Here is a 19,958-nt window from a genome sequence, read left to right as displayed (position 1 = left end):
GACGCGGCGCGCGCGACGCGCCGGCACAACGCACGGACGCGCGACGCAGCGCGGCCCGGCCGGGTGGAATGAAAAAGGGGAAAAGCGGAGCGCGTGCCTCGTCATCTTCTGCCCAGACAGAGAAATAAGCGAACGTTTAACTGAGACATGAGAGGCTCCGCACGCATCAGCAGTCGGCTTCGTCAGGCTTCGGGCAGCCGGTCGAGCCGAGCCCGTTGGCGATGAAGCGCTGCAGCAGGCCGGTGAGCGTCGCGAGTTCGTCGGCCGAGAAGCCTTCGAGCTGCGCGTTGAGCACGGTCGCGACCAGCGACGGCAGCGCGCGGGCGGCTTCGACGCCGCGCTCGGTCAGCGTCAGCTCGATCATCCGGCGGTCCTGCTCGCTGCGCGTGCGTGCGATCAGCCCCTTGCGTTCGAGCCGGTCGAGCATGCGCGTCATCGACCCGCTGTCGTACGACATCTTGCGCGACAGTTCGAACGGCGTGCGTGCGTAGCCGCGCGACAGCAGCAGGATCACGCCGATCTGCTGCGCGGTGAGGTCCAGCGGCTCGAGCGCACGATCCATCCGCTCGACGAGCGCCTGCTTCGCCTTCGACAGGTAATAGCCGAGGCTCGTTTCCAGCGCGATGTTCTCGGGATCGTAGAGGCCGCCGGTCATACGATTGCGCGCGCAGCAATAGTGCGTTTCGGGTTAAAACGCGTCCAGTATCTTGAAAAATGATTGCTTAGTCAATATTATTTGAGTCAACCAGTTACGACGTGCATGTTGCACTGCCGGAGACTATGTTCTGACCGATTGGCCCGCGCTGCCGGGCACCCGAGGATGTTCGCGATGCTGTTCCTGAAAAATGCCGCCGGCGCGCTGCGCCGCAACCTGACCGATACCGCTCATCATGTGTTTTCCGGGCCGCACCGCGGCTGGAAAATCGCGCTGTACGTGACGATGCTGGTCGTGCCTGGCGGCTCGCTCGCGGCGCTCGGGTTCGCGTGGTTCGATCATCGCCGGCAGCGCAACGCGAAGGGCGGCGCCCGCCGCACGAGCCAGCCGGCCGCGACGGAGCCGTCGACATGGCGGGCCGCCGCCGAACCCGTCCCGGCGCCCGTGCGCTGCCACTGACGCCGCACCGCTTCCGCGCGCCACCCTATCCCGCCCGATTCCGGTCTGTCTGATCGCCGGCCGCGTCACGCGCGGCCGGCGTCGTACGCCCGTTTGCCCACCTGCCGTCCAGCAAGCAAGCCGTAATAGCCGGTAACCCGGCCGGCCGCGCCGGTAACACATCAGGGCCGCCGCGCACCGTACCCTTAGGGCTGCGCAGCTTTCTCGCCGTCAGTTACCATTTGTCCGCCAGCGGCATGACGACCGCATCGCGCGGCGCCGCTCGCCGGCCGCCACGCCCAGACAGGAAAACCACCATGCCGTACGCTTCCCTCCCGCGCGCCGTTCGCCCGCTGAGCGCCGCCGTCGCCATTGCGACGGCCGTGCTGCTCGCCGGCTGCGCCGTCGGGCCCGACTATCACCGGCCCGACACGTCGATCCCCGCCGCCTTCAAGGAAGCGCCGGCCGGCTGGAAAGTCGCGCAGCCCGCCGATCGCGCCGACCGCGGCGCGTGGTGGACGGTCTACAACGATCCGCAGCTCGATGCGCTGATCGGCAAGCTCAACGCATCGAACCAGACCATCGCGCAATCGGCGGCCGCCTACCGGCAGGCGCGCGCGCTCGTCACCGAGGCGCGCGCCGCGTATTTCCCGACCGTCGGGCTGAGCGCATCGGGCTCGCGTGCGCGGACGCCGCGCACGTCGCTGTCGTCGGGCTCGTCGTCGAATTTCGGCAGCGGATCGACGGGGTCGATCAACAACAGCTACAGCATCGGCCTCGACGCCAGCTGGGAACCCGACCTGTGGGGCAAGGTGAGCCGCACCGTCAGCGCGCAGCGCGCCGGCGAAGCGGCCGCCGCGGCCGATCTCGCGAACGCGCGGCTGTCGCAGCAGGCGCTGCTCGCGCAGACCTATTTCCAGTTGCGCACGTCCGATGCGCTGCAAAAGCTGCTCGACGACACCGTGAAGTCGTACGAACGGTCGCTGCAGCTCACGCAGAACCAGTACGCGCAGGGCGTCGCCGCGCGCGCGGACGTGATCCAGGCGCAGACGCAGTTGCAGAGCGCGCAGGCCGCGCAGATCGACAACGGCGTCGCCCGCGCGCAGTACGAGCATGCGATCGCGACGCTGATCGGCGAGCCGGCGTCGACCTTCTCGCTGCCGCCGGCCCCGCTCGCCGCCGAGCCGCCGATCACGCCGGTCGACGTGCCGTCCGCGATCCTCGAGCGCCGGCCCGACGTCGCGGCGGCCGAGCGCCGCGCGGCGGCCGCGAACGAGCAGATCGGCGTCGCGATCGCTGCATTCTTCCCCACCCTGACGCTGTCGGCCAGCGGCGGCTTCCAGAGCTCGGTGTGGTCGCAGCTGTTCACGCTGCCGGCGCGCTTCTGGACAGTCGGCCCGCAGCTCGCGGCCACGCTGTTCGATGCGGGCCTGCGCGCCGCGCAGACCGACGCCGCGCGCGCGACCTACGACCAGGACGTCGCCGCCTATCGCCTCGCGGTGCTCACCGCGTTCCAGGACGTCGAGGACAACCTCGCGTCGCAGCGCATCCTCGCGCAGGAAATCGACGTGCAGCGGCAGGCCGTCGACAGCGCCGAGCACGCGCTCGCGATCGTCACGAACCAGTACAAGGCCGGCACGGTCGCGTACCTGAACGTGCTGACCGCGCAGACCACCGCGTTTACCGCGCAGCAAAAGCTCGCGACGATCGCCGGGCAGCGGATGGTGTCGTCGGTCGGGCTCGTGAAGGCGCTCGGCGGCGGCTGGAACGTAGCGGAGATGGCGCGCGAGAACGGCGACATGGCGGCGCCGGCGCCTTTGCCGGCGTCCGGTGCGGCCGCGCCTGCGGCCACCGCACCGTCGGCGGCCGCGCCGCTCGCGCAAAAGTAGGAAGGGAAGCGGCTGACGCGCGCGTTCAGCGCTGCGCGTCGCCGAAGATCAGCGACACCTGGTTGTTGCCGATCGGATGCCCGAGCAGGTTCAGCAGCCCGGCGAGGTTCGCTTGCTGCTCGGGCGCCGCATGCGCGGTCCCGCGGAACGATCCCTGACCGGGGCCGAAGCTGCCGTGCCCGTCGAGGAACAGCGGGCCCTGCGTCGTCGACAGATCGAGATCGGCGCCCGCGCCCTTCGCCTGCAATACCGCCCGGTACGAACCGAGCGGCTTCACGCGCGACACGCGCGAACTCATCGAATCGATCGTCACCGTCAACTGGCCGAACGCGTTGTTGCCGATGAGCCGCCAGTCGCTCCAGCCGAGCCGCACGTCGCCCTGCAGGTCGAGCGTGTTGAACGGCGTGCCGAGCCCCGCGAGCAGCGACGCGGGCACGGCCATCGTGCCCGCCGACAGCACCGCGCCGCGCCACGTCGCATCGAGCGTGACCGCATCGGGCATCGCTTCCGTCTGCCGCATGCGCATCTGCACGCGCCCGGTCAGCAGCGGCCAGAAGCGCGTGGTCCATTCGACCCGGCCCGGCAACAGCGTCGCCGCGCTCTGATCGGCGCCCGGCGCGAGCATCAGCGTGCCCGAGCCGTGCCACAGCGATCCGTCCGGATCGACGAGATTCACGTGGCCGCCGGTCGCACGTGCGAACTGCGGCGCGATCCACGCGGCCGGCGCGAGCGCGACGAGCGTCACCGCCGTCGCCAGGCCGCCCGCCAGCACCCACGGCAATACGGCGACGAGCCGCCTTGCCCACGGCCGCATCGGCCGGCCTTCGTTTGCCTCATCCACTGCCGTCATCTACTTCTGGACGGAAGGTTGCATCACGGCCGTCAGGTCCACCTGGCCGTCTTCCTTCAGCGCCGTCGCGTGCGCTTCGCCGACCTGCACCTTGAACTGCCGGCGCGCATCGTCGAGCCACTGGGTCCATGCCGGGAACGACACGTTCTTCATCTGGATCTGCACGCCGTTGCCGACGATCTGCACCTGCGCGCCCTGCAACCCGTGATCGGACAGCGACGCGGTCAGCGCGTCCTTCAGCGCGAGGCCGGTCGGCGCGACGCCCTGCGCGGCGGCCGTCAGCGACTTCGCTTCGTTCGCCTGCGCGGTCATCTGCGCGAGTTCGCGACGCATCGTCGGCAATTCGCGCTGGATCCGGGCGCGGCCTTCCTGCGCGGGCGACCACAGCACCGAATACGCGATCGCGACCGCCAGCACGGCGCCGCCCCAGCCGAGCAGCATCTTCTCGCGCGGCGAGCGCTCGCCCCAGAACTGGGTCAGCGTCTGGTTCAGTTGTTCGGTTTTCATGAGCGGCTCCGGATCGTCCATTTGCCCGTGTTGCTGTCGACTTCGCCGGACAGTCCGTTACGCGCGAGGCGCTGCGTGAAATCGGGATCGACCTTGACCTCCGGCTTGAAGCCGACGTCGAGCCGACGGTCGTGATAGTCGAGCGACGCGATGCCGTTCAGCGGCAGCGCGCCCATCGAGCGCGACAAGCCGCTCGACAGCGCGAGGAAATCGTTCGGCGACAGCTCGCCGGCCGCGAGGCGCAGCTGGTCGAGCTGACGCTGCATCTGCGCGGGCGGATCGAGCACGGTGGTCGTCTTCGGGAACGCGGACAGCAGCGTCTCGGTGATCTGCGCGGACAGCGCATCGCGCTCGCGCGACAGCTTCCACCAGTGCAGGTTCATCCCGATCACCGCGACGCCGAGCGTCGCCGCGGCGAGCGCGATCGGCACGCGCAAGCGCTTGAGCGTCGCGCGGTCGAAGCGCCACGGCTGCGATTCGAATTCGAACTGGCACAGATCGAATGGCTCGGTCAGCGCCCGGCGCGCGAACGTGTCGAACGACAGCGGCGCGGCGCCCGGCAGCAGCGGGCCGTCGGTGCGGCCGACCGATGCGAGCCGAGGCTCCGCGCCCGGTTCGCCGAGTTCGTACAGTTCGATGTCGCCGCCGCCGGCGAGCGCGGCCAGCGTGCCGGCCGCACGCGACGCGGGCGCCGCGAAGCCTTCGCCGAGCGCGCCGCGCGCGACGGCCAGCTCGAGGCGCGGCGCACCGGCCGCCGCCGGCAGCGCGCCGGCTTCGACGAGCGCCGGTTCGACCGCCGTCGCGAGCCCGAGCACCGCGGCGACCGTCGTCGGGCGGGCAGGCGGCTCGGCCGCGGCGAGCGGAGCGGTGTCGATGGCCTCGTCGTCGGCCGCCGGCGCGACGGATGCCGCTTCGGCCGGCGCGCGCGGCGCCGGCAGGCAGCGGGTCGCGGGCACCGCGCTCAGGTGCCTGTGGCCGGCCGCCGTGAACGCATCGCAGATCGTGCGGAACCACGCGCGATCGACGACGGCCAGCACGCGGCGCCCGTCCGGCAGCGCGGCCGGGTCGAGCGCGATGTGGCAGCCGAGCGGATCCTGGATCAGCTGATCCTCGACGATGTTGGGCAGCGCCTGGCGCAGCTTCGGCCCCTTCAGCGGCGGCACGGTCGCGGCCAGCAGCAGCACGTCGCGCGCGGCGACGATCAGCACCGTCGCGTTCGCCCGCGGCAGCAGCGCCAGCGCGGCGCGGCCGGCGCGCTGCACCTGGCCGGCCTTGTCGACGAGCATGAACGGCAGCTCGGGCCACTGCCATTCCTGCAACGGCACGGCAGGCTCGCGCGGCGGCAAAGAAACAATCAACGTGCTCACAAGAGCTCCTCTCCCGATTGGCGTCGTTATAGCTGGTCGCGGATGCGCACGACCCGCGTCGAGTGCGTGGTCGGATCACGATACACGAGCGAGGTGCGGTCGACCTCCGCGCGTTCGTGCTGGATCCGGCCGTGCACGATGAAATAGCTCGAATTGACGTCGACGAGGCTCGAGTCGATCGTCACGTTCGGCGGCGCGCCGGCGCCGCGCAGCGCGAGCTGCACGTCGCCGACGTTCCGGAAAAACACCGTCTCGCGGCGCGACACGAGCGCCTGCGCGGACGACACGCTCATGCCCGGCATCAGCGCCGCGATCACTTCGGCCGGCGCGGTGTTCATGTTCACGGGCGTCGTGGTCGGCAGCACGGTGACGAACGGGCGCAGCCGCGCGACCATCTCGGGCGTCACGCCGTCGACGTCGAGCAGGCTGTCCACGCGCGTCATCATCAGCGGCGCGGGCCCGCGGTCCCCGCCGGCCATCCCGGGATCGTCGGTGAAGCCGCTGCCCTGCATGTCGCCGCTCGTCACCGGTGCGGTCGCGGCATTCGCGGCGGTCGCGCCGCCGCCGGGCAGGTTCGGCATCTGGAACCGCGTGGCCGAATGCAGCAGGCCCGCGCGCACCTGGAGCGCGATGCGCTTCGCGAACGCGCTGTCGTAGCCGAGCGTCGTCAGCAGGCGCTGGAACGCCTGCATCTGCGTGACGTTCAACTGCAGCACGCCGGGCGCCGGCGACGACACGAGGTTGCGCAGGTTGAACTTCGCCTGCGCGTCCTCGATCGAGCCGGAGATATAGGTGTCTTCGCCGCCGCCATCGTTGGGCGAGCCGATCCGGCCGAGGAAATCCGACAGTTTCGTCTTCGCGATCGGCACGCCCCAGATCCCGCCGAGATACGTGATGCCGGGCGCCGTATCGCCTTCGGAGCGCAGGATCATCCGGGTCCAGTCGAGCGCGCCGCGCGCGACCCACTGCGCCTGCGCGATCGTGCGCTGGTTCTCGATGCGGCGGATCTGCACCTGCTGGCGCCACAGCATCCCCGACACGAGGATCGCCGACAGCGCGACCACGAGCAGCGCGGTGATGATCGCGGCGCCGCGCTGGCGGCGGGCGGGCATTCGGCGGGCAGGGCGCGCACGCATCGTCATTCCCCGACGAGGAAGATGCGCGTGACCGGCACGCGCAGCGACGTCGCGCCGATGCTGACCTGCAGCCCGGTCACCGCACGCGCGGGCGGTGCGTTGCCGATCTGCGGCACCTTGAGCGCGTCGTTGTTCTGCGCGAGCGCTTCGTCGGCCGTCTGCAGGTTGGTGGTCCAGCCCACGCGCGGCACGTACAGCTTCGCGTCGATCGCGCCGACGCCGCCCATCAGCGCGACCCAGCTCCAGCCTTCGACGCTGCTGTCCTTCAGCAGGGTGCGCAACCGGTTCGTGTCGTCGATCGGCGGCGATGCATAGCGCACGACCCGGCCGCCGGCGATCCGGTAGCGGACCACCTGCAGCCGCGGCGCGACGCCCGGCACGTCGAGTTCGCGCACGATCTGCAGCGTATTGCCGGCGACGCCGATCGCCGGCTGGCCAGCCTCGTCGTCGGTGGCGGCGAGCCGTGCGTCGATGCGCATCTGGTCGAACATCTGCGCGAACACGCGCTCGTCTTCCATCGCGGACGCGACCTTGTCGCGGCCGCGCATGATCTGGTCGAGCCCGCGCCACGCGAGGATCGCGACCACCGCGAGAATCGCGATCGCGATCATCAGCTCGATCAGCGTGAAGCCGCGGGCGGGCCGGGCCGGGGGAGCGGACAGGCGGCGCATCGGCGCGTCAGAGCGGACGGCTGGTTTCATTCGCGACCACCGTCACCATCTGCGCGAGCACGCCGGCGCGACCGGGCATGCTCACCGAAATCCGCACGCGCCGGAACACCGGGTTCGGCGTGGTGCTCACGCGCTGCGTGCAGACGAGCTGCACGTTGCCTTGCGAGCAGTCGAAACTCTGTTCGCCGACCTCCGGCCACGCATGCGTGAGCCGCAACTGCGCGAGCGCGTTGTCGGCGCTCCAGCCGGCGAGCAGCCGGCGATGCAGGTCGGACGCGTTGGTCGCCATCGTGCCGACCGCGCGGATCGACGCGGCGAGCGCGACCGCGATGATCGCGAGCGCGATCAGCACCTCGATCATCGTGAAGCCGCGGGATGAAGCAACGGGGGAGGGCAGGCGACGACGCATCGTCATTGCACCTCGTAGCGGCCGTTGCCGGTGCCGACGATCGTCGCGCTGCCGGCGGCCGAATGCAGCGTCACGCGCACCGGCGTGTCGATGCTCTCGGTGCCGAACACGACGCGATTCGCGTGCGTGTCCGAGCCCGGGTAATCGATGTCGGCGCCGGTGACACCGCCGTCCCAGTCGCGCGGGCGCAGCAGGTCGTCGCGCAGCGTGCGCCAGCCGTCGGGCGAGCTCACGTCGAAACGGAAACCGTGCGCGGTCGGCTGCCACGCGATCGGCCGCGCGCGCACCTGCGCTTCGTCGCCGGCCGTCTCGAACAGCAGCGCGATGCGCTGCGCTTCCTCGCGCAGGTCGGTGCGCGGATTGCGCGTCAGCGACAGCGACGCGAGCGACACGAGCAGCCCCGCGATCACGAGCACGACCAGCATTTCGAGCAGCGTGAAGCCGCGCGCGCGACGCCGCGCCGCGCGGCGCTTCGTCAAGCCGCCATCGGCGCCTGCCGGTACGGACGGCACCGCACCGCGACGCACACGGCGATCGCGGCCGCAGCGGGAGGTCGTGCGAATGGCGAGCATGAAGAGCGGGAATGAAACGTCGGGTCGATCAGCGCCGGCTTATTGCCACGAGCCGATGTCGGAGTCGTTGCTCTCTCCGCCTTCCTTGCCGTCGGCGCCGTAGCTGAACACGTCGATCTCGCCGTGCACGCCCGGGTTCAGGTACTTGTACCCATTGCCCCACGGATCGTTCGGCAGGCGCTCGAGATAGCCGCCGTCCTTCCAGTTGTTCGGGATCGGATCGGTGGTCGGCTTCTGGATCAGCGCGTTCAGGCCCTGCTCCTGGGTCGGATAGCGACCGTTGTCCAGACGGTACAGCTTGAGCGCCTGCATGATCGTGCCGATGTCCTGCTTCGCGGCGATGCGGCGCGCCTCGTCCGGACGGCTCATGATCTTCGGCACGATCAGCGCCGCCAGGATCCCGAGGATCGCGACCACCACCATGATCTCGATCAGCGTGAAACCGCGCTGACGACGCACGGCCGCGTTGCGGCGAGTGATCCACGTTTGCATGACTGACTACCTCTTTCCAAAAAAATGTCGTCGATTGAGTGACGCACCCGGCGCACCGGACGGTCGCCTGACAGCAACCTTCCGGACCGGCGGACGCGGAGCACGCATTGTAAGGCGCGCATCGCCGAGGGCTTTCACCCAACGCAAATTTCATATACATCCGTACAATAGCGCGCATGAACGCGCTCTCGATCCGGATCCTATCCCTCGCCCTCTTCGCGGGTTTGTGCGCGACGGCCACCTACTGGGTCGTCACGCTGTCGGCCCGCGAAGCGCCGCTGCCCGCCGCCGCCGCGCGGCTGCCGATCCGCACCGAGGACGCCGCCGCGCTCTTCGGCGGCCAGCTCGACAAGAATCCCGTCCAGGACATCCACCTGTTCGGCATTCTCGCGCTCGATCACGGCGGCGCGGCGATCGTCGGCATCGGCGGCGAACCGCCGCGCGCCGTGTCGCTCGGCGCGGAAGTCACGCCCGGCGCGAAGCTCGCCGAAGTGCGCCCGCGCTCGATCATCGTCGACCGCAACGGCGCCCGCGCCGAAATCCAGCTCCCGGCCAACACGCCGTCCCCCGCGATCTACATGCGCTGAACGGCGGCGGCCCGGCAAGCGGGCCGCCGCGTCACTGCACCATGTTGTTCAGCTCGATGATCGGCAGCATCACGGCCAGCACGATCACGAGCACGATGCCGCCCATCGCGAGGATCAACAGCGGCTCCAGCAGGCTCGTCAGGAACATCGTGCGGCGCTCCAGCTCGCGCGCTTCGCCTTCGGCCGCGCGATCCAGCATCGTCGTCACGTCGCCCGTCGCTTCGCCCGAACGAATCAGGTGCACGAGCACCGGTGGAAACGTCTTCACGTTGTTCAGCGCGCGCGACAGCGCGGAGCCTTCGCGCACGCGCACGATCGCGTCGTCGATGTTCGCGCGCATCGCGCGATTCGACAGCGTCTCGCCGGCCGCCTGCAACGCGCGCAGGATCGGCACGCCGGCCGCGGTGAGAATGCCGAGCGTGCTCGCGAAGCGCACCGTGTTGTAGCCGCGCACGAGCTTGCCCGCGAGCGGCGCGGTCAGCACCCAGCGATCGAATGCGAGCCGGGGCCCGGCGCGCGACAGCGTCGCCTTCACGAACCACACGACGAGCGCGACCGCGATCAGGATCGCCCACCACCAGTGCCGCACGAATTCCGACAGCGCCATCATCACGACCGTGAGGATCGGCAGCTGCTGCTTCGTGCTCGCGAACACGTTGACGACCTGCGGCACGACGTAGCTCAGCAGGAACGTGACGATGCCGAACGCGATCAGCGTGACGATGCCCGGATACGTGAACGCCAGCAGGATCTTCTGCTTCAGCGCATTGCTCTGCTCGATGTAGTCGGCAAGGCGCGACAGCACGATGCCGAGCTTGCCGGTGTGCTCGCCGGCCGCGACCAGCGCGCGATAGATTTCCGGAAAATCGCGCGGATGCTGACCCAGCGCATTCGCGAGCGAATGGCCGCCGAGCACTTCCGCGCGGATCGCGGCCATCAGTTCGCGGATGTAGTCGCGCTCGGCCTGCTCGGTCAGCACGCCGAGCGCCTCGTCGAGCGGCAGCCCCGCAATCAGCAGGCTCGCGAGCTGGCGCGTGAGGATCGCCTGTTCGCGCTGCGACAGCTTGCGGCCGAACGCGAGCCGCTGCGAGCGCGCGCCGCGCGTCGCGCTCGCGGCCGGCTCGACGACGAGCGGGGTGAGCCCCTGCGTGCGCAACTGGCCGCGCGCGCTGCGCGCACTGTCGGCATCGATGACGCCTTTCTGCGCGCGTCCCGCTGCATCGATCGCTTCGAAACGGAATGCCGGCATCGCGCTATGCGCCTCCCGTCACGCGCAGCACTTCCTCGAGCGACGTCGCGCCGGCCGCGAGCCAGCGCTCCGCGTCGTCGCGCAGCGTGCGCATGCCTTGCGCGCGGCCGGCGGCCAGGATCTCGGCATCGGCCGCGTTGCGGTGAATCAGCGTGCGGATCGACTCGTCGACCAGCAGCAGTTCGTAGACGCCGCGCCGGCCCGCGTAGCCCGAATGCCCGCACTTGTCGCAGCCGACCGGATGCCACACGGTGCGGCCGTCCTCGTGCCGCTCTTCCTTGCAGACCGGGCAGAGCTGGCGCACGAGGCGCTGCGCGAGCACGCCGAGCAGCGACGACGCGAGCAGGTACGGCTCGACACCCATGTCGGTCAGGCGCGTGACGGCGGACGCCGCATCGTTCGTGTGCAGCGTCGCGAGCACGAGGTGGCCCGTCAGCGACGCCTGCACCGCGATCTGCGCGGTTTCGAGGTCGCGGATTTCGCCGATCATGATCACGTCCGGGTCCTGGCGCAGGATCGAGCGCAGCGCGCGGGCAAAGGTCATCCCGATCCGCTCGTTCACCTGCGTCTGGCCGATGCCGGACAGGTCGTATTCGATCGGGTCCTCGACGGTCATGATGTTGGTCGTCGCGGTTTCGAGCCGCGACATCGACGCGTACAGCGTGGTCGTCTTGCCCGAACCGGTCGGGCCGGTGACGAGCACGATGCCGTGCGGGCGCGCGATCAGCTTGTCGAACTGCACGAGCGTGTCGCGGCCCATCCCGAGCGCTTCGAGGTTCAGGCGCTGCGCATCCTTTTCCAGCAGACGCAGCACCGCGCGCTCGCCGTGCCCGGTCGGCAGCGTCGACACGCGCACGTCGACTGGCCGGCCGCCGACGCGCAGCGTGATGCGGCCGTCCTGCGGCAGGCGCTTCTCCGCGATGTCGAGCTGCGCCATGATCTTGATCCGCGAGATCAGCGCGCCGTGCAGCGCCTTCTTCGGGCGCACGACGTCGCGCAGCGTGCCGTCGACGCGAAAGCGCACGACCGACGCGTTCTCGAACGGCTCGATGTGAATGTCCGACGCCTGTTCGCGCGCCGCTTGCGTGAGCAGCGCGTTGATCATCCGGATGATCGGCGCGTCGTCTTCCGATTCGAGCAGATCCTCGACCTCGGGGATGTCCTGCATCAGCCGCGACAGGTCGACTTCGCCTTCGACCTCGCCGACCACCTGCGCGGCGCTGCCGTCCTGGCGCGCATAGGCCTGGTTGATCGCCTGCGCGAGCTCGTCGGCCGGCACGCGATGCACGGCGATCGAGCCGAAGTTGCGCGCGATTTCCGCGAGCGCGGCGTCGCTCGTGCGTTCGCTGATCCACACCTCGAGCGTATCGTCGAGCTGATGCGCGATCAGCACCTGGCCGCTCTTCGCGAAGCCGTACGGCAGCAGGCGCGCGGCGAGCGGCGACGGCGGCTGGCGTTCGCCCGGCGCGCCGTCGTGAGTGGAAGACGCGAGCACGTCGCTCACTGCGAGGCTCCCGGCGCGGTGGTCAGCGGCTGTTGCGGCACCGCCTGCTGCGGCACGCTCTGCGGCTGCGCGGGCGTCGCCTCCGGCAACGGCTGGGCCGGCACCGGCGCCACCTGGCGCTGCAACTGCTGGCGACGCATCTTGTCGAGATCGAACAGGTTCCCCGCGGCCGTGCCGCCTTGGCTCGGGCCAATCGGCATCGGCGGGACGACCGGATCGTCCTTGTCGCGCATCACGTTGTTGTCCGACTTGTATGCGCCCGTCACGCCCTGGATGTAGTCGTAGCGGTTGGCCGTCACTTCCTGCGCGGTACTGCGATCGGAGATGATCACCGGGCGCAGGAATACCATCAGGTTGGTCTTCTGACGCAGCTTCGTTTCGGAGCGGAACAACTGGCCGATCCATGGGATGTCGCCGAGCAGCGGCACCTTGCTGTTCGACACCTGGTAGTTGTCCTGCATCAGGCCGCCGAGCACGATGATCTCGCCGTTGTCGGCCAGGATCGTCGACTGGATCGAGCGCTTCGTGAAGGTCGGGCCGGTCTGCGCGTTCGTGGTGCCGCTGACGACCGCCGAATCCTCCGTGTAGAGCTGCAGCTTCAGGATCCCGCCGTCGGTGATCTGCGGCTTCACGTGCAACGTCAGGCCGACGTCGCGACGGTCATACGTATTGAACGCATTGCTCGTCGTGCCGCTCGTCAGGTTCGAATACGAACCGGTCGCGATCGGCACGTTCTGGCCGACGACGATCTTCGCTTCCTCGTTGTCGAGCGTGATCAGGTTCGGCGTCGACAGCACGTTCGCGTCGCTCACGCCCGCGAAATACTGCAGCAGCGCGCCGAGCCCCTGCACGCCGAACATGTTGTGCAGCCAGCCGATGTTGAGCCCTTGCGACAACTGTCCGAGATTGGCGGCAAGCCCGCCGCCGGTGATCCCGCCAGCGGCATTGGTCAAACCGCCGGCCGTCAGGTTGACGATGCTGTTGCCCAGGCCGCCCGACGGATTCAGGTTCGTGCCGCCGAGGAACTGGCCGCTCGCCACCTGCCACTGGATGCCGAGGTTGCCGGACGTATTCGAATTCAGCTCGACGATCAGCGCTTCGATATAGACCTGCGCACGCCGTGCGTCGAGCTGGTCGATCACCGAGCGCAGGTTCCGGTAAACCGGATCGGACGCGGTGATGATCAGCGAGTTGGTGGCCGAGTCGGCCTGGATCATCCCGCCCGGCTGGTTGTCGTCGCTCTTGTCCTTGTCGCCGCCGAGCAGGCCGCCCGTGCCGAGCCCGCCACCGCCGGACGAGCCGCCGCCGTACGCAGACGAAGACGACGAACCGCCGAGGCCGCCCGACGGCAGCGGCGGGGTGCCCGACGTGCCGGTCGAGAAGTTGCCGCTCGACGACGAGCCGCCGTTCTGGTTGAAGCTGTTCGCATCGTTGGACGAAGCCGACGAGCCGCTGTCGTTGCCGCCCTTGCCGAGCATCCCGCGCAGCGTCTTCGCGAGCTTGACCGCATCGGCGTTGCGCAGCGGCACGACGTGCATGTTGCCGGGCACCGCGCTCGGTGCGTCGAGCTGCTGCACGAGGCGCTTCGCGGCCGCGAGGCGCGATGCGCTCGATGCGCGCAGCATCAGCGAGTTGGTGCGCGGGTCGGCCGTGACCGATACCTTCAGCGTCGCGTCGCTGTTGCCGATCGCGCCCGGGTCGAGCATCTTCTGCAGCTGCGCGGCGAGGTCGATCGCGTTCGCGTTGCGCAGCGGCACGACCTGCACCTGCGCGCCCGCGGCGCTATCGACGCCCGCGATGATCTGCGCGATGCGGCGCACGTTGTCCGCATAGTCGGTCACGACGATCGTGTTGTTCGCCGGGTAGGCCGTCACCGTGTTGTTCGGCGAGATCAGCGGCCGCAGCACGGGCAGCAGGTTGTTCGCCGATTCGTTGTGCAGCTCGAACACCTGCGTGATCACCTGATCGCCGCGTGCCTGCGGCGCATTGCCGACATAGGTCGGCACGCCCTGCAGCTTCGCGTCGGCTTCCGGCACGACCTTCAGCACGCCGTGATCCTGCACGAGCGCGAAGCCCTGCATGCGCAGCGCGGACTGCAGCGTCTTCAACGCCTGGTCTTCCGGCACCGGCCGTTCGGCCACGAGATTGAGCTGCCCCTTCACGCGGGGGTCGACGATGATGGTCTTGCCGGTCGCGGCGCCGATCGCTTTCGCGACCTGGTCGATATCCGCATTCACGAAGTTGAGCGTGACCTGAGCATAGGCGGCCTGCGAGACGATGATGCCGGCCACGAGCAGGGTCGTGGCGATACGCCGCATAACGAAGCGATTTCTTGTCATGGATGAATGGGTCGATGCCGGCTCAGGCCACTTCCGGCGGTAGTGCTGGGATCCAGGTCCGAAAGAGGCGACATTAGCAGTTTTTCATGTCCGAAATATCACATTGATCCGAAGACTGTCTCACATACGACATGTATCCGGCGAACCGTATGCAATATGTAAGGATCGATGTCACACTCCGCATGCCGGCCGTCGCCTCCGCCGTCGCTTCCATTTCGCGATGAACCGACACGGAAATGCGGTATAACCGGCCTGTCGTATTCCTGCCTGACGCAATCCGGCGGTCTGCCGGTATGATACGGGCGGCGCGTTTCTCGTCGCACGAATAACGGCCACGGGTTTTCCCCGAGCTCCGCGCAATTCCTTTTCGTTTCCGCACGATGGACAAACGGTTCGCTTCGATCGCGTTGATCGCCGCCGGCGCATGGTTCGCCAGCGGCAACGCACGCGCGGATTGTTTCGACGAAGCGGCCAAATACCAGCAGGTCAATCCGTTGATCCTGCGCGCGATCGCGTGGCAGGAGTCGCGCAACCGGCCCGATGCGCTGAACAAGAATACGAACGGCTCGGTCGACTACGGCCTGATGCAGATCAATTCGATCCACCTGCCGACACTGTCGCGCTACGGGATCGGCCGCGACACGCTGATGGAACCGTGCAAGAACGTGTACATCGCCGCGTGGCATCTCAGACAGAAGATGAACCGCTACGGCAACACGTGGCAGGCGGTCGGCGCCTATCATTCGGAAACGCCGTCGCTGCGCGACAAATACGCGCGGCAGATCGCCGGCATCCTGACGCAATGGAAGTTGCTGCCGCCCACGCAGACCGCTCAGGCCACTCAGGCTGCTCCGGCCGCGCAGTGATGCCGCGCGGCATCGCCGGCTGACGCCGCGCCGGCCGGCCAGCGCGCGTTTGATGCACAATGCGGGCTGACGCCGCCGTTTCGTCCGCGTGCGGGCCGATCGCGCCCCGGCAGGGCGCTGCGGCCGCTTTTTCATCTTTTCCGTTGGTGCATATCATCATGAATCCGGCAATGAAACAGCCGTTGCCCGTCACCGTGCTGTCCGGCTTCCTCGGCGCCGGCAAGACCACGCTGCTCAACCACGTCCTCGCGAACCGCGCGGGCCTGAAAGTCGCGGTGATCGTCAACGATCTCGCGGCGGTCAACATCGACGCGTCGCTCGTGCGCGATGCGCAGGCGCTGTCGCACGTCGAGGAACGCCTCGTCGAAATGTCGAACGGCTGCATCTGTTGCACGCTGCGCGACGACCTGCTCGTCGAGATCCGCAACCTCGCGTCCGAAGGCCGCTTCGACGCGATCATGATCGAATCGACCGGTATCGCGGAGCCGATGCCGATCGCCGAAACGTTCACGTTCGTCGACGACGACGGCACGTCGCTGTCGGCCATCGCGCGGCTCGACACGCTCGTCACCGTGGTCGACGCGTACAACTTCCTGCGCGACTACGGCTCCGACGACGCGCTCGCGACGCGCGGCATCGCCGCGTCGGAAGACGACGACCGCACGCTCGTCGAGCTGCTGATCGAGCAGATCGAATTCTGCGACGTGCTGGTGATCAACAAGGCCGACCTGGTCGGCGCGGACGATCTCGCGCGCCTGCAGCACATCCTCGCGCGCCTCAATCCGCGCGCGCACCAGGTCGTGTCGACGTTCGGCAACGTGCCGCTCGACGAAGTGCTGAACACCGGCCGCTTCGATTTCGACGAAGCCGCGAATGCGCCGGGCTGGCTCGCGTCGCTCGACCGCGATCACGCGCATTGCGACGATCCCGACTGCCAGGACGACCATCATGCGCACGTGCACGGCGAAGCCGACGAATTCGGGATCGGCAATTTCGTTTACCGCGCGCGCCGGCCGTTTCACCCGGCACGGCTCTGGGCGCTGCTGCATCAGGAGTGGCCGGGCGTGCTGCGCAGCAAGGGTTTCTTCTGGCTCGCGACGCGCAACGACATCGCGGGTTCGCTGTCGCAGGCGGGCGGCGTATGCCGGCACGGGCCGGCCGGTTCGTGGTGGGCGGCGCAGGATCGCGCGGAATGGCCGGACGACGACGAGCTGCTCGCCGAAATCCGCGCCGAATGGCTGGGCGATCTCGACGATCGCACGGTCGGCGATCGCCGACAGGAACTCGTGCTGATCGGCATCGCACTCGACGCCGACGCGTGGCGCGCGAAACTCGACGCGTGCCTGCTGACCGATGCGGAGTTCGCGCTCGGCGCGACGGGATGGGCGGCGTTCGACGATCCGTTCCCGGCGTGGGACGTCGATTCGCACGACGACGATCACGGCGACACACAAATCGTGCACGCGTGAAGCGCGTGGTAACAGCTCGTAAAAATAACCGTTAATTTTTGCAAGAGCGACGCAGACTGTGGCGAAAATGCCGCGCGCGCCCAACAAAAAACCCGCCGAGAGGCGGGTTTTTTTCTGGAACAGGCGCGGGTTTAACGCTTGTTGACGGCGTCCTTGAACGCCTTGCCGGCCGTGAACTTGACCGTCTTGGCTGCCGGGATCTTGATGGTTTCGCCCGTCTTCGGGTTGCGGCCCGTACGTGCTGCGCGCTTGCCCGAACCGAAGCTGCCGAAGCCGATCAGCTGAACCGCATCACCCTTCGACACGGCCTTCTTGATGACTTCGAGCAGCGTGTCCAGCGTTTCGCCGGTTTGAGCCTTGCTGGCGCCCGTTTGGGCGGCGACGGCGTCGATCAGTTCCTGTTTGTTCATTAAGGTTCCTTTATCAGGTTAGGTTGACACGAACAGCGCGAACGCGCCGATTATACGTGCGCGAACCGTGCCGTCGAGAGTCAGACTCCGACGACACAGCGCCGAATCCTGGCCCGCGCGACGCGCCCTCCGGCTTGCCGGCGGCCACCCCGCGGTACGGCGTTGCTATGATAGCGCAGCGCAAACCCAATAACGACAAGGGTTTCAAAGATTTTCATCGGTATTTCGCCGAATGAATCGTCGATTGCCCGTTTTTTGACCTGCGCCAACCGGACAGGATACGCAGCGTGGTCCGCCCGTTCGTCGCCCCGTTGCCCTTTTCCAACGGCCGGTCGGACGGCCTCCCGCAATCCCTTGCCAGGCTTGGCTGCCACGTTTTTTGTTTCGCATGCCCGACCGACTTGTTTACGCCACGCTCGCGCTTCGCGACGACGGCACGCTCGTCTCGCCCGAGTTCGGCGAGCTTCATCGCGGCGCATCCGGCACGCTCGCGCACGCGCATCGCGCATTCGTCGCGGGCAACGGGCTGCCCGCGCGCTGGCAGCGCCGTCGAACGTTCACGATCGTCACGACCGAATTCGGCGCGGGCGCCGGCTTCCTTGCGGCCTGGGCCGCGTGGCGCGACGATCCTGCGCGCTGCGAACGGCTGCATGTCGTCGCGCTCGAGCCGCACCCGTTCTCGCGCGACGACCTGCGTCGAGCGGTTTCGCATATGGTTGCAGACACAACCATATCGGCGGACGCCGATGCATTGATCGATGCATGGCCGATCCTCGTGCCGGGCCTGCACCGGCTCGAATTCGACGAAGGACGCGTGGTGCTCACGCTCGCGTTCGGCGATGCGATCGACCTGTCGAAGAAGCTCGTCGCGCGCGCCGATGCGTTTTTTCTCGACGGCGCCGCGGCATCGGCCGACGGAATCCGCGCACTCGCGAAAATCGCCGGCGAACACGCGACGTTTGCGACCCATGCAAAGTCCGCCGACGTGAAACACGCGCTCGGCGAAACAGGTTTCACGTTCCGCGAAGTCGACGATCGTCTCGTCGGCGAATATGCGCCGCGCTGGCGCGCGCGCCGACACGAGCCGCCGCGGGCACTGACCGTTGCAGCGCGCCGGGCGATCGTGATCGGTGCGGGCCTCGCCGGCTGCGCAGTGGTCGAACGCCTGGCTGCACGCGGCTGGGACGTCACGCTGATCGAGCGGCACGAACGGATCGCCAGCGAAGCGTCAGGCAACCCAGCCGGGGTTTTTCATCCGTTGATGACGCGCGACGACAACGTCGCGAGCCGGCTCACGCGCGGCGGCTTCCTGCACGCGATTGCACGCTGGCACGCCCTCGAACGCGCAGGGCATGCGTTCGCGCGCAGCACGCACGGGATGATCCATCTCGCCGAATCGGCCGACGATTTCGCGCGGATGCGCGACGCGTTCGATGCGTTCGGCGCGCCGTCGGACTACGCAGCCCTGCTCGATGCCGATGCCGCGCGCGCGCACCTGAATCTGCCGGTCGAGCATGGCGGCCTGCTGTTTCCGCACGGCGGCGCCGTCTGGCCGGCCGGGCTGTGCGCCGCGCAATATGCGGCGGCGGGCGAGCGCGTGCGCCTGCTTGCGTCCACCTGCGTCGCGCGGCTCGAACGACGGGGCGACACCTGGCATGCGCTCGACGATACCGGCGCCACGCTAGCCGATGCGCCCGTCGTCGTGCTCGCGAACGCGGGCGACGCCGCGCGTCTTGCCGGGCTGCGGCATGTCGCGCTGCAGCCGGTGCGCGGCCAGCTCACGCTGCTGCCACCGGGCACGACGGCGCCGCTGCCGTGCCCGACGATCGGCGACGGTTACGCGGTCCCGCTCGCCGACGGCACGCTGCTGATCGGCGCAACGTTCGAGCCCGACGACACCGATCCCGCGATGCGTACGGCCGGCCACGTCGAAAACCTCGAGCGCGTGCGGCACCTGCTGCCGGGCCTGATCGGCGACCTGCCGGACCCCGCCACGCTGCGCGGGCGCGTGGCGTTGCGCTGGGTGGTCGGCGACCGCCTGCCGCTCCTCGGCCCGCTCGCCGACGAAGCGCAGGCCACCGCGAACGCACGCGCGCTCGGCGGTGCGCAGGCGCGCGACCTGCCGCGCCTGCCCGGCCTCTACGGCGCATTCGGCTTCGGTTCGCGCGGCCTCGTGTGGGCTGCGCTCGGCGCCGAGCTGATCGCCTCGCAACTCGAAGGCGAGCCGTGGCCGCTCGAGCGCGAACTCGCCGACGCGGTCGATCCCGCCCGTTTCCTGATCCGCGCGCTGCGCGCACGCCGCGTCGGCTCGACGGGCTGATCGGCCGCGCCTTTCTCACAGTTTCCCGATTTTCCCGCGCAAGGTTATCCACGCAATGCTGTGGATAACCACGCGGAATCCGCGCGTACTTCGTGTGCAATCACAGTGGACGTAAACTGGGCAACTCCGCACAGCTGTGAAGCGGCCCGAAAGTTGCTCAACTCAAACGTCTGTGCACGAACAGCCTGTGCAACCGGTTATGGTTTCGCCAACGCCTTGATCCGGCAG

Annotated in this window: 19 protein-coding genes; 6 read left to right on the top strand and 13 right to left on the bottom strand. The window is 68.6% G+C overall.

Annotation, left to right across the window (positions count from 1 at the left end):
• Nucleotides 1–166: 166 nt before the first annotated feature.
• On the bottom strand, nucleotides 167–655 hold the full coding sequence (locus tag WT97_RS22630) for a MarR family winged helix-turn-helix transcriptional regulator (protein WP_060354466.1): 489 nt from the start codon (nucleotides 653–655) through the stop codon (nucleotides 167–169).
• A 174-nt stretch (nucleotides 656–829) separates the two neighbouring features.
• Here WT97_RS22630 and WT97_RS22625 point away from each other — a divergent pair, with 174 nt between their 5' ends.
• Complete coding sequence (locus tag WT97_RS22625; RefSeq protein WP_082725042.1) at nucleotides 830–1,114, top strand: multidrug ABC transporter ATPase; 285 nt, start codon at nucleotides 830–832, stop codon at nucleotides 1,112–1,114.
• Nucleotides 1,115–1,410: 296 nt separating this feature from the next.
• The gene (locus tag WT97_RS22620; RefSeq protein WP_059503113.1) at nucleotides 1,411–2,982 is read left to right on the top strand and encodes an efflux transporter outer membrane subunit; all 1,572 of its coding nucleotides are present in this window, start codon (nucleotides 1,411–1,413) and stop codon (nucleotides 2,980–2,982) included.
• Between the two features lie 25 nt (nucleotides 2,983–3,007).
• Here the strand turns inward: WT97_RS22620 and WT97_RS22615 are convergent, their stop codons facing one another.
• The 8 genes from WT97_RS22615 to gspG are packed head-to-tail and all read right to left on the bottom strand — an operon-like array spanning nucleotide 3,008 to nucleotide 8,986.
• Nucleotides 3,008–3,796, bottom strand: a complete 789-nt coding sequence (locus WT97_RS22615; RefSeq protein ID WP_060354482.1) for a type II secretion system protein N — start codon at nucleotides 3,794–3,796, stop codon at nucleotides 3,008–3,010.
• A 36-nt stretch (nucleotides 3,797–3,832) separates the two neighbouring features.
• On the bottom strand, nucleotides 3,833–4,339 hold the full coding sequence (gene gspM, locus WT97_RS22610) for a type II secretion system protein GspM (RefSeq protein ID WP_059503378.1): 507 nt from the start codon (nucleotides 4,337–4,339) through the stop codon (nucleotides 3,833–3,835).
• The gene (gene gspL / locus WT97_RS22605) at nucleotides 4,336–5,706 is read right to left on the bottom strand and encodes a type II secretion system protein GspL (RefSeq protein ID WP_059503114.1); all 1,371 of its coding nucleotides are present in this window, start codon (nucleotides 5,704–5,706) and stop codon (nucleotides 4,336–4,338) included. Before gspL ends, gspM begins: the two co-directional genes overlap by 4 nt.
• A gap of 26 nt (nucleotides 5,707–5,732) precedes the next feature.
• Nucleotides 5,733–6,842, bottom strand: coding sequence for a type II secretion system minor pseudopilin GspK (gene gspK / locus WT97_RS22600; protein WP_059503380.1), 1,110 nt, complete (start codon nucleotides 6,840–6,842; stop codon nucleotides 5,733–5,735).
• Between the two features lie 2 nt (nucleotides 6,843–6,844).
• The gene (locus tag WT97_RS22595; protein ID WP_095211794.1) at nucleotides 6,845–7,543 is read right to left on the bottom strand and encodes a type II secretion system protein J; all 699 of its coding nucleotides are present in this window, start codon (nucleotides 7,541–7,543) and stop codon (nucleotides 6,845–6,847) included.
• Entirely contained in the window at nucleotides 7,521–7,928 is a 408-nt protein-coding gene (gene gspI / locus WT97_RS22590; RefSeq protein WP_082751473.1) for a type II secretion system minor pseudopilin GspI, read from the bottom strand. Before gspI ends, WT97_RS22595 begins: the two co-directional genes overlap by 23 nt.
• Nucleotides 7,925–8,494, bottom strand: a complete 570-nt coding sequence (locus WT97_RS22585; RefSeq protein WP_034209672.1) for a GspH/FimT family pseudopilin — start codon at nucleotides 8,492–8,494, stop codon at nucleotides 7,925–7,927. The genes gspI and WT97_RS22585 overlap by 4 nt, the downstream gene beginning before the upstream one ends.
• A 39-nt stretch (nucleotides 8,495–8,533) precedes the next feature.
• Nucleotides 8,534–8,986: a type II secretion system major pseudopilin GspG gene (gspG, locus tag WT97_RS22580; RefSeq protein ID WP_027783126.1), complete on the bottom strand. Its 453-nt coding sequence runs from the start codon at nucleotides 8,984–8,986 to the stop codon at nucleotides 8,534–8,536.
• A 176-nt stretch (nucleotides 8,987–9,162) separates the two neighbouring features.
• Here gspG and WT97_RS22575 point away from each other — a divergent pair, with 176 nt between their 5' ends.
• On the top strand, nucleotides 9,163–9,573 hold the full coding sequence (locus tag WT97_RS22575) for a type II secretion system protein N (protein ID WP_059503123.1): 411 nt from the start codon (nucleotides 9,163–9,165) through the stop codon (nucleotides 9,571–9,573).
• A gap of 31 nt (nucleotides 9,574–9,604) precedes the next feature.
• Here WT97_RS22575 and gspF read toward each other — a convergent pair whose 3' ends face one another.
• The 3 genes from gspF to gspD are packed head-to-tail and all read right to left on the bottom strand — an operon-like array spanning nucleotide 9,605 to nucleotide 14,665.
• Nucleotides 9,605–10,822, bottom strand: a complete 1,218-nt coding sequence (gene gspF / locus WT97_RS22570; protein ID WP_034209670.1) for a type II secretion system inner membrane protein GspF — start codon at nucleotides 10,820–10,822, stop codon at nucleotides 9,605–9,607.
• A gap of 4 nt (nucleotides 10,823–10,826) precedes the next feature.
• Nucleotides 10,827–12,317: a type II secretion system ATPase GspE gene (gspE, locus tag WT97_RS22565; RefSeq protein WP_306453340.1), complete on the bottom strand. Its 1,491-nt coding sequence runs from the start codon at nucleotides 12,315–12,317 to the stop codon at nucleotides 10,827–10,829.
• Nucleotides 12,318–12,322: 5 nt separating this feature from the next.
• Nucleotides 12,323–14,665 (bottom strand): type II secretion system secretin GspD, encoded by a 2,343-nt coding sequence (gspD, locus tag WT97_RS22560; protein ID WP_060258270.1) that lies wholly within the window; start codon nucleotides 14,663–14,665, stop codon nucleotides 12,323–12,325.
• Between the two features lie 380 nt (nucleotides 14,666–15,045).
• Between gspD and WT97_RS22555 the strand changes: the two genes are divergently transcribed.
• Both WT97_RS22555 and WT97_RS22550 read left to right on the top strand, forming a co-directional pair.
• Nucleotides 15,046–15,531 (top strand): lytic transglycosylase domain-containing protein, encoded by a 486-nt coding sequence (locus tag WT97_RS22555; RefSeq protein ID WP_059503127.1) that lies wholly within the window; start codon nucleotides 15,046–15,048, stop codon nucleotides 15,529–15,531.
• A gap of 158 nt (nucleotides 15,532–15,689) precedes the next feature.
• Entirely contained in the window at nucleotides 15,690–17,000 is a 1,311-nt protein-coding gene (locus WT97_RS22550) for a GTP-binding protein (protein WP_059503385.1), read from the top strand.
• Between the two features lie 131 nt (nucleotides 17,001–17,131).
• On the opposite strand, the gene WT97_RS22545 is transcribed toward WT97_RS22550, so the two are convergent.
• Nucleotides 17,132–17,410, bottom strand: coding sequence for an HU family DNA-binding protein (locus WT97_RS22545; protein ID WP_006401505.1), 279 nt, complete (start codon nucleotides 17,408–17,410; stop codon nucleotides 17,132–17,134).
• Nucleotides 17,411–17,798: 388 nt separating this feature from the next.
• Between WT97_RS22545 and mnmC the strand changes: the two genes are divergently transcribed.
• Nucleotides 17,799–19,730: a bifunctional tRNA (5-methylaminomethyl-2-thiouridine)(34)-methyltransferase MnmD/FAD-dependent 5-carboxymethylaminomethyl-2-thiouridine(34) oxidoreductase MnmC gene (gene mnmC, locus WT97_RS22540; protein WP_060354465.1), complete on the top strand. Its 1,932-nt coding sequence runs from the start codon at nucleotides 17,799–17,801 to the stop codon at nucleotides 19,728–19,730.
• Nucleotides 19,731–19,958: the final 228 nt, after the last annotated feature.

The sequence above is a fragment of the Burkholderia sp. MSMB1459WGS genome (genome assembly GCF_001534535.1).
Classification (GTDB): Bacteria; Pseudomonadota; Gammaproteobacteria; order Burkholderiales; family Burkholderiaceae; genus Burkholderia.
Note: the sequence above shows the minus strand (reverse complement) of the source record. Positions and strands in the feature narration are given on the sequence as shown.

Excerpts from the sequence above, each read along its gene's own strand:
- gspG (WP_027783126.1), bottom strand. The coding sequence starts at position 8,986 with ATGCAAACGTGGATCACTCGCCGCAACGCGGCCGTGCGTCGTCAGCGC.
- WT97_RS22595 (WP_095211794.1), bottom strand. The coding sequence starts at position 7,543 with ATGAAACCAGCCGTCCGCTCTGACGCGCCGATGCGCCGCCTGTCCGCT.
- WT97_RS22630 (WP_060354466.1), bottom strand. The coding sequence starts at position 655 with ATGACCGGCGGCCTCTACGATCCCGAGAACATCGCGCTGGAAACGAGC.
- WT97_RS22620 (WP_059503113.1), top strand. The coding sequence starts at position 1,411 with ATGCCGTACGCTTCCCTCCCGCGCGCCGTTCGCCCGCTGAGCGCCGCC.
- gspM (WP_059503378.1), bottom strand. The coding sequence starts at position 4,339 with ATGAAAACCGAACAACTGAACCAGACGCTGACCCAGTTCTGGGGCGAG.
- WT97_RS22545 (WP_006401505.1), bottom strand. The coding sequence starts at position 17,410 with ATGAACAAACAGGAACTGATCGACGCCGTCGCCGCCCAAACGGGCGCC.
- gspF (WP_034209670.1), bottom strand. The coding sequence starts at position 10,822 with ATGCCGGCATTCCGTTTCGAAGCGATCGATGCAGCGGGACGCGCGCAG.
- WT97_RS22625 (WP_082725042.1), top strand. The coding sequence starts at position 830 with ATGCTGTTCCTGAAAAATGCCGCCGGCGCGCTGCGCCGCAACCTGACC.
- WT97_RS22615 (WP_060354482.1), bottom strand. The coding sequence starts at position 3,796 with ATGCGGCCGTGGGCAAGGCGGCTCGTCGCCGTATTGCCGTGGGTGCTG.
- WT97_RS22555 (WP_059503127.1), top strand. The coding sequence starts at position 15,046 with ATGGACAAACGGTTCGCTTCGATCGCGTTGATCGCCGCCGGCGCATGG.
- gspK (WP_059503380.1), bottom strand. The coding sequence starts at position 6,842 with ATGCGTGCGCGCCCTGCCCGCCGAATGCCCGCCCGCCGCCAGCGCGGC.
- gspD (WP_060258270.1), bottom strand. The coding sequence starts at position 14,665 with ATGACAAGAAATCGCTTCGTTATGCGGCGTATCGCCACGACCCTGCTC.
- WT97_RS22585 (WP_034209672.1), bottom strand. The coding sequence starts at position 8,494 with ATGCTCGCCATTCGCACGACCTCCCGCTGCGGCCGCGATCGCCGTGTG.
- WT97_RS22550 (WP_059503385.1), top strand. The coding sequence starts at position 15,690 with ATGAATCCGGCAATGAAACAGCCGTTGCCCGTCACCGTGCTGTCCGGC.
- WT97_RS22575 (WP_059503123.1), top strand. The coding sequence starts at position 9,163 with ATGAACGCGCTCTCGATCCGGATCCTATCCCTCGCCCTCTTCGCGGGT.
- mnmC (WP_060354465.1), top strand. The coding sequence starts at position 17,799 with ATGCCCGACCGACTTGTTTACGCCACGCTCGCGCTTCGCGACGACGGC.
- gspI (WP_082751473.1), bottom strand. The coding sequence starts at position 7,928 with ATGACGATGCGTCGTCGCCTGCCCTCCCCCGTTGCTTCATCCCGCGGC.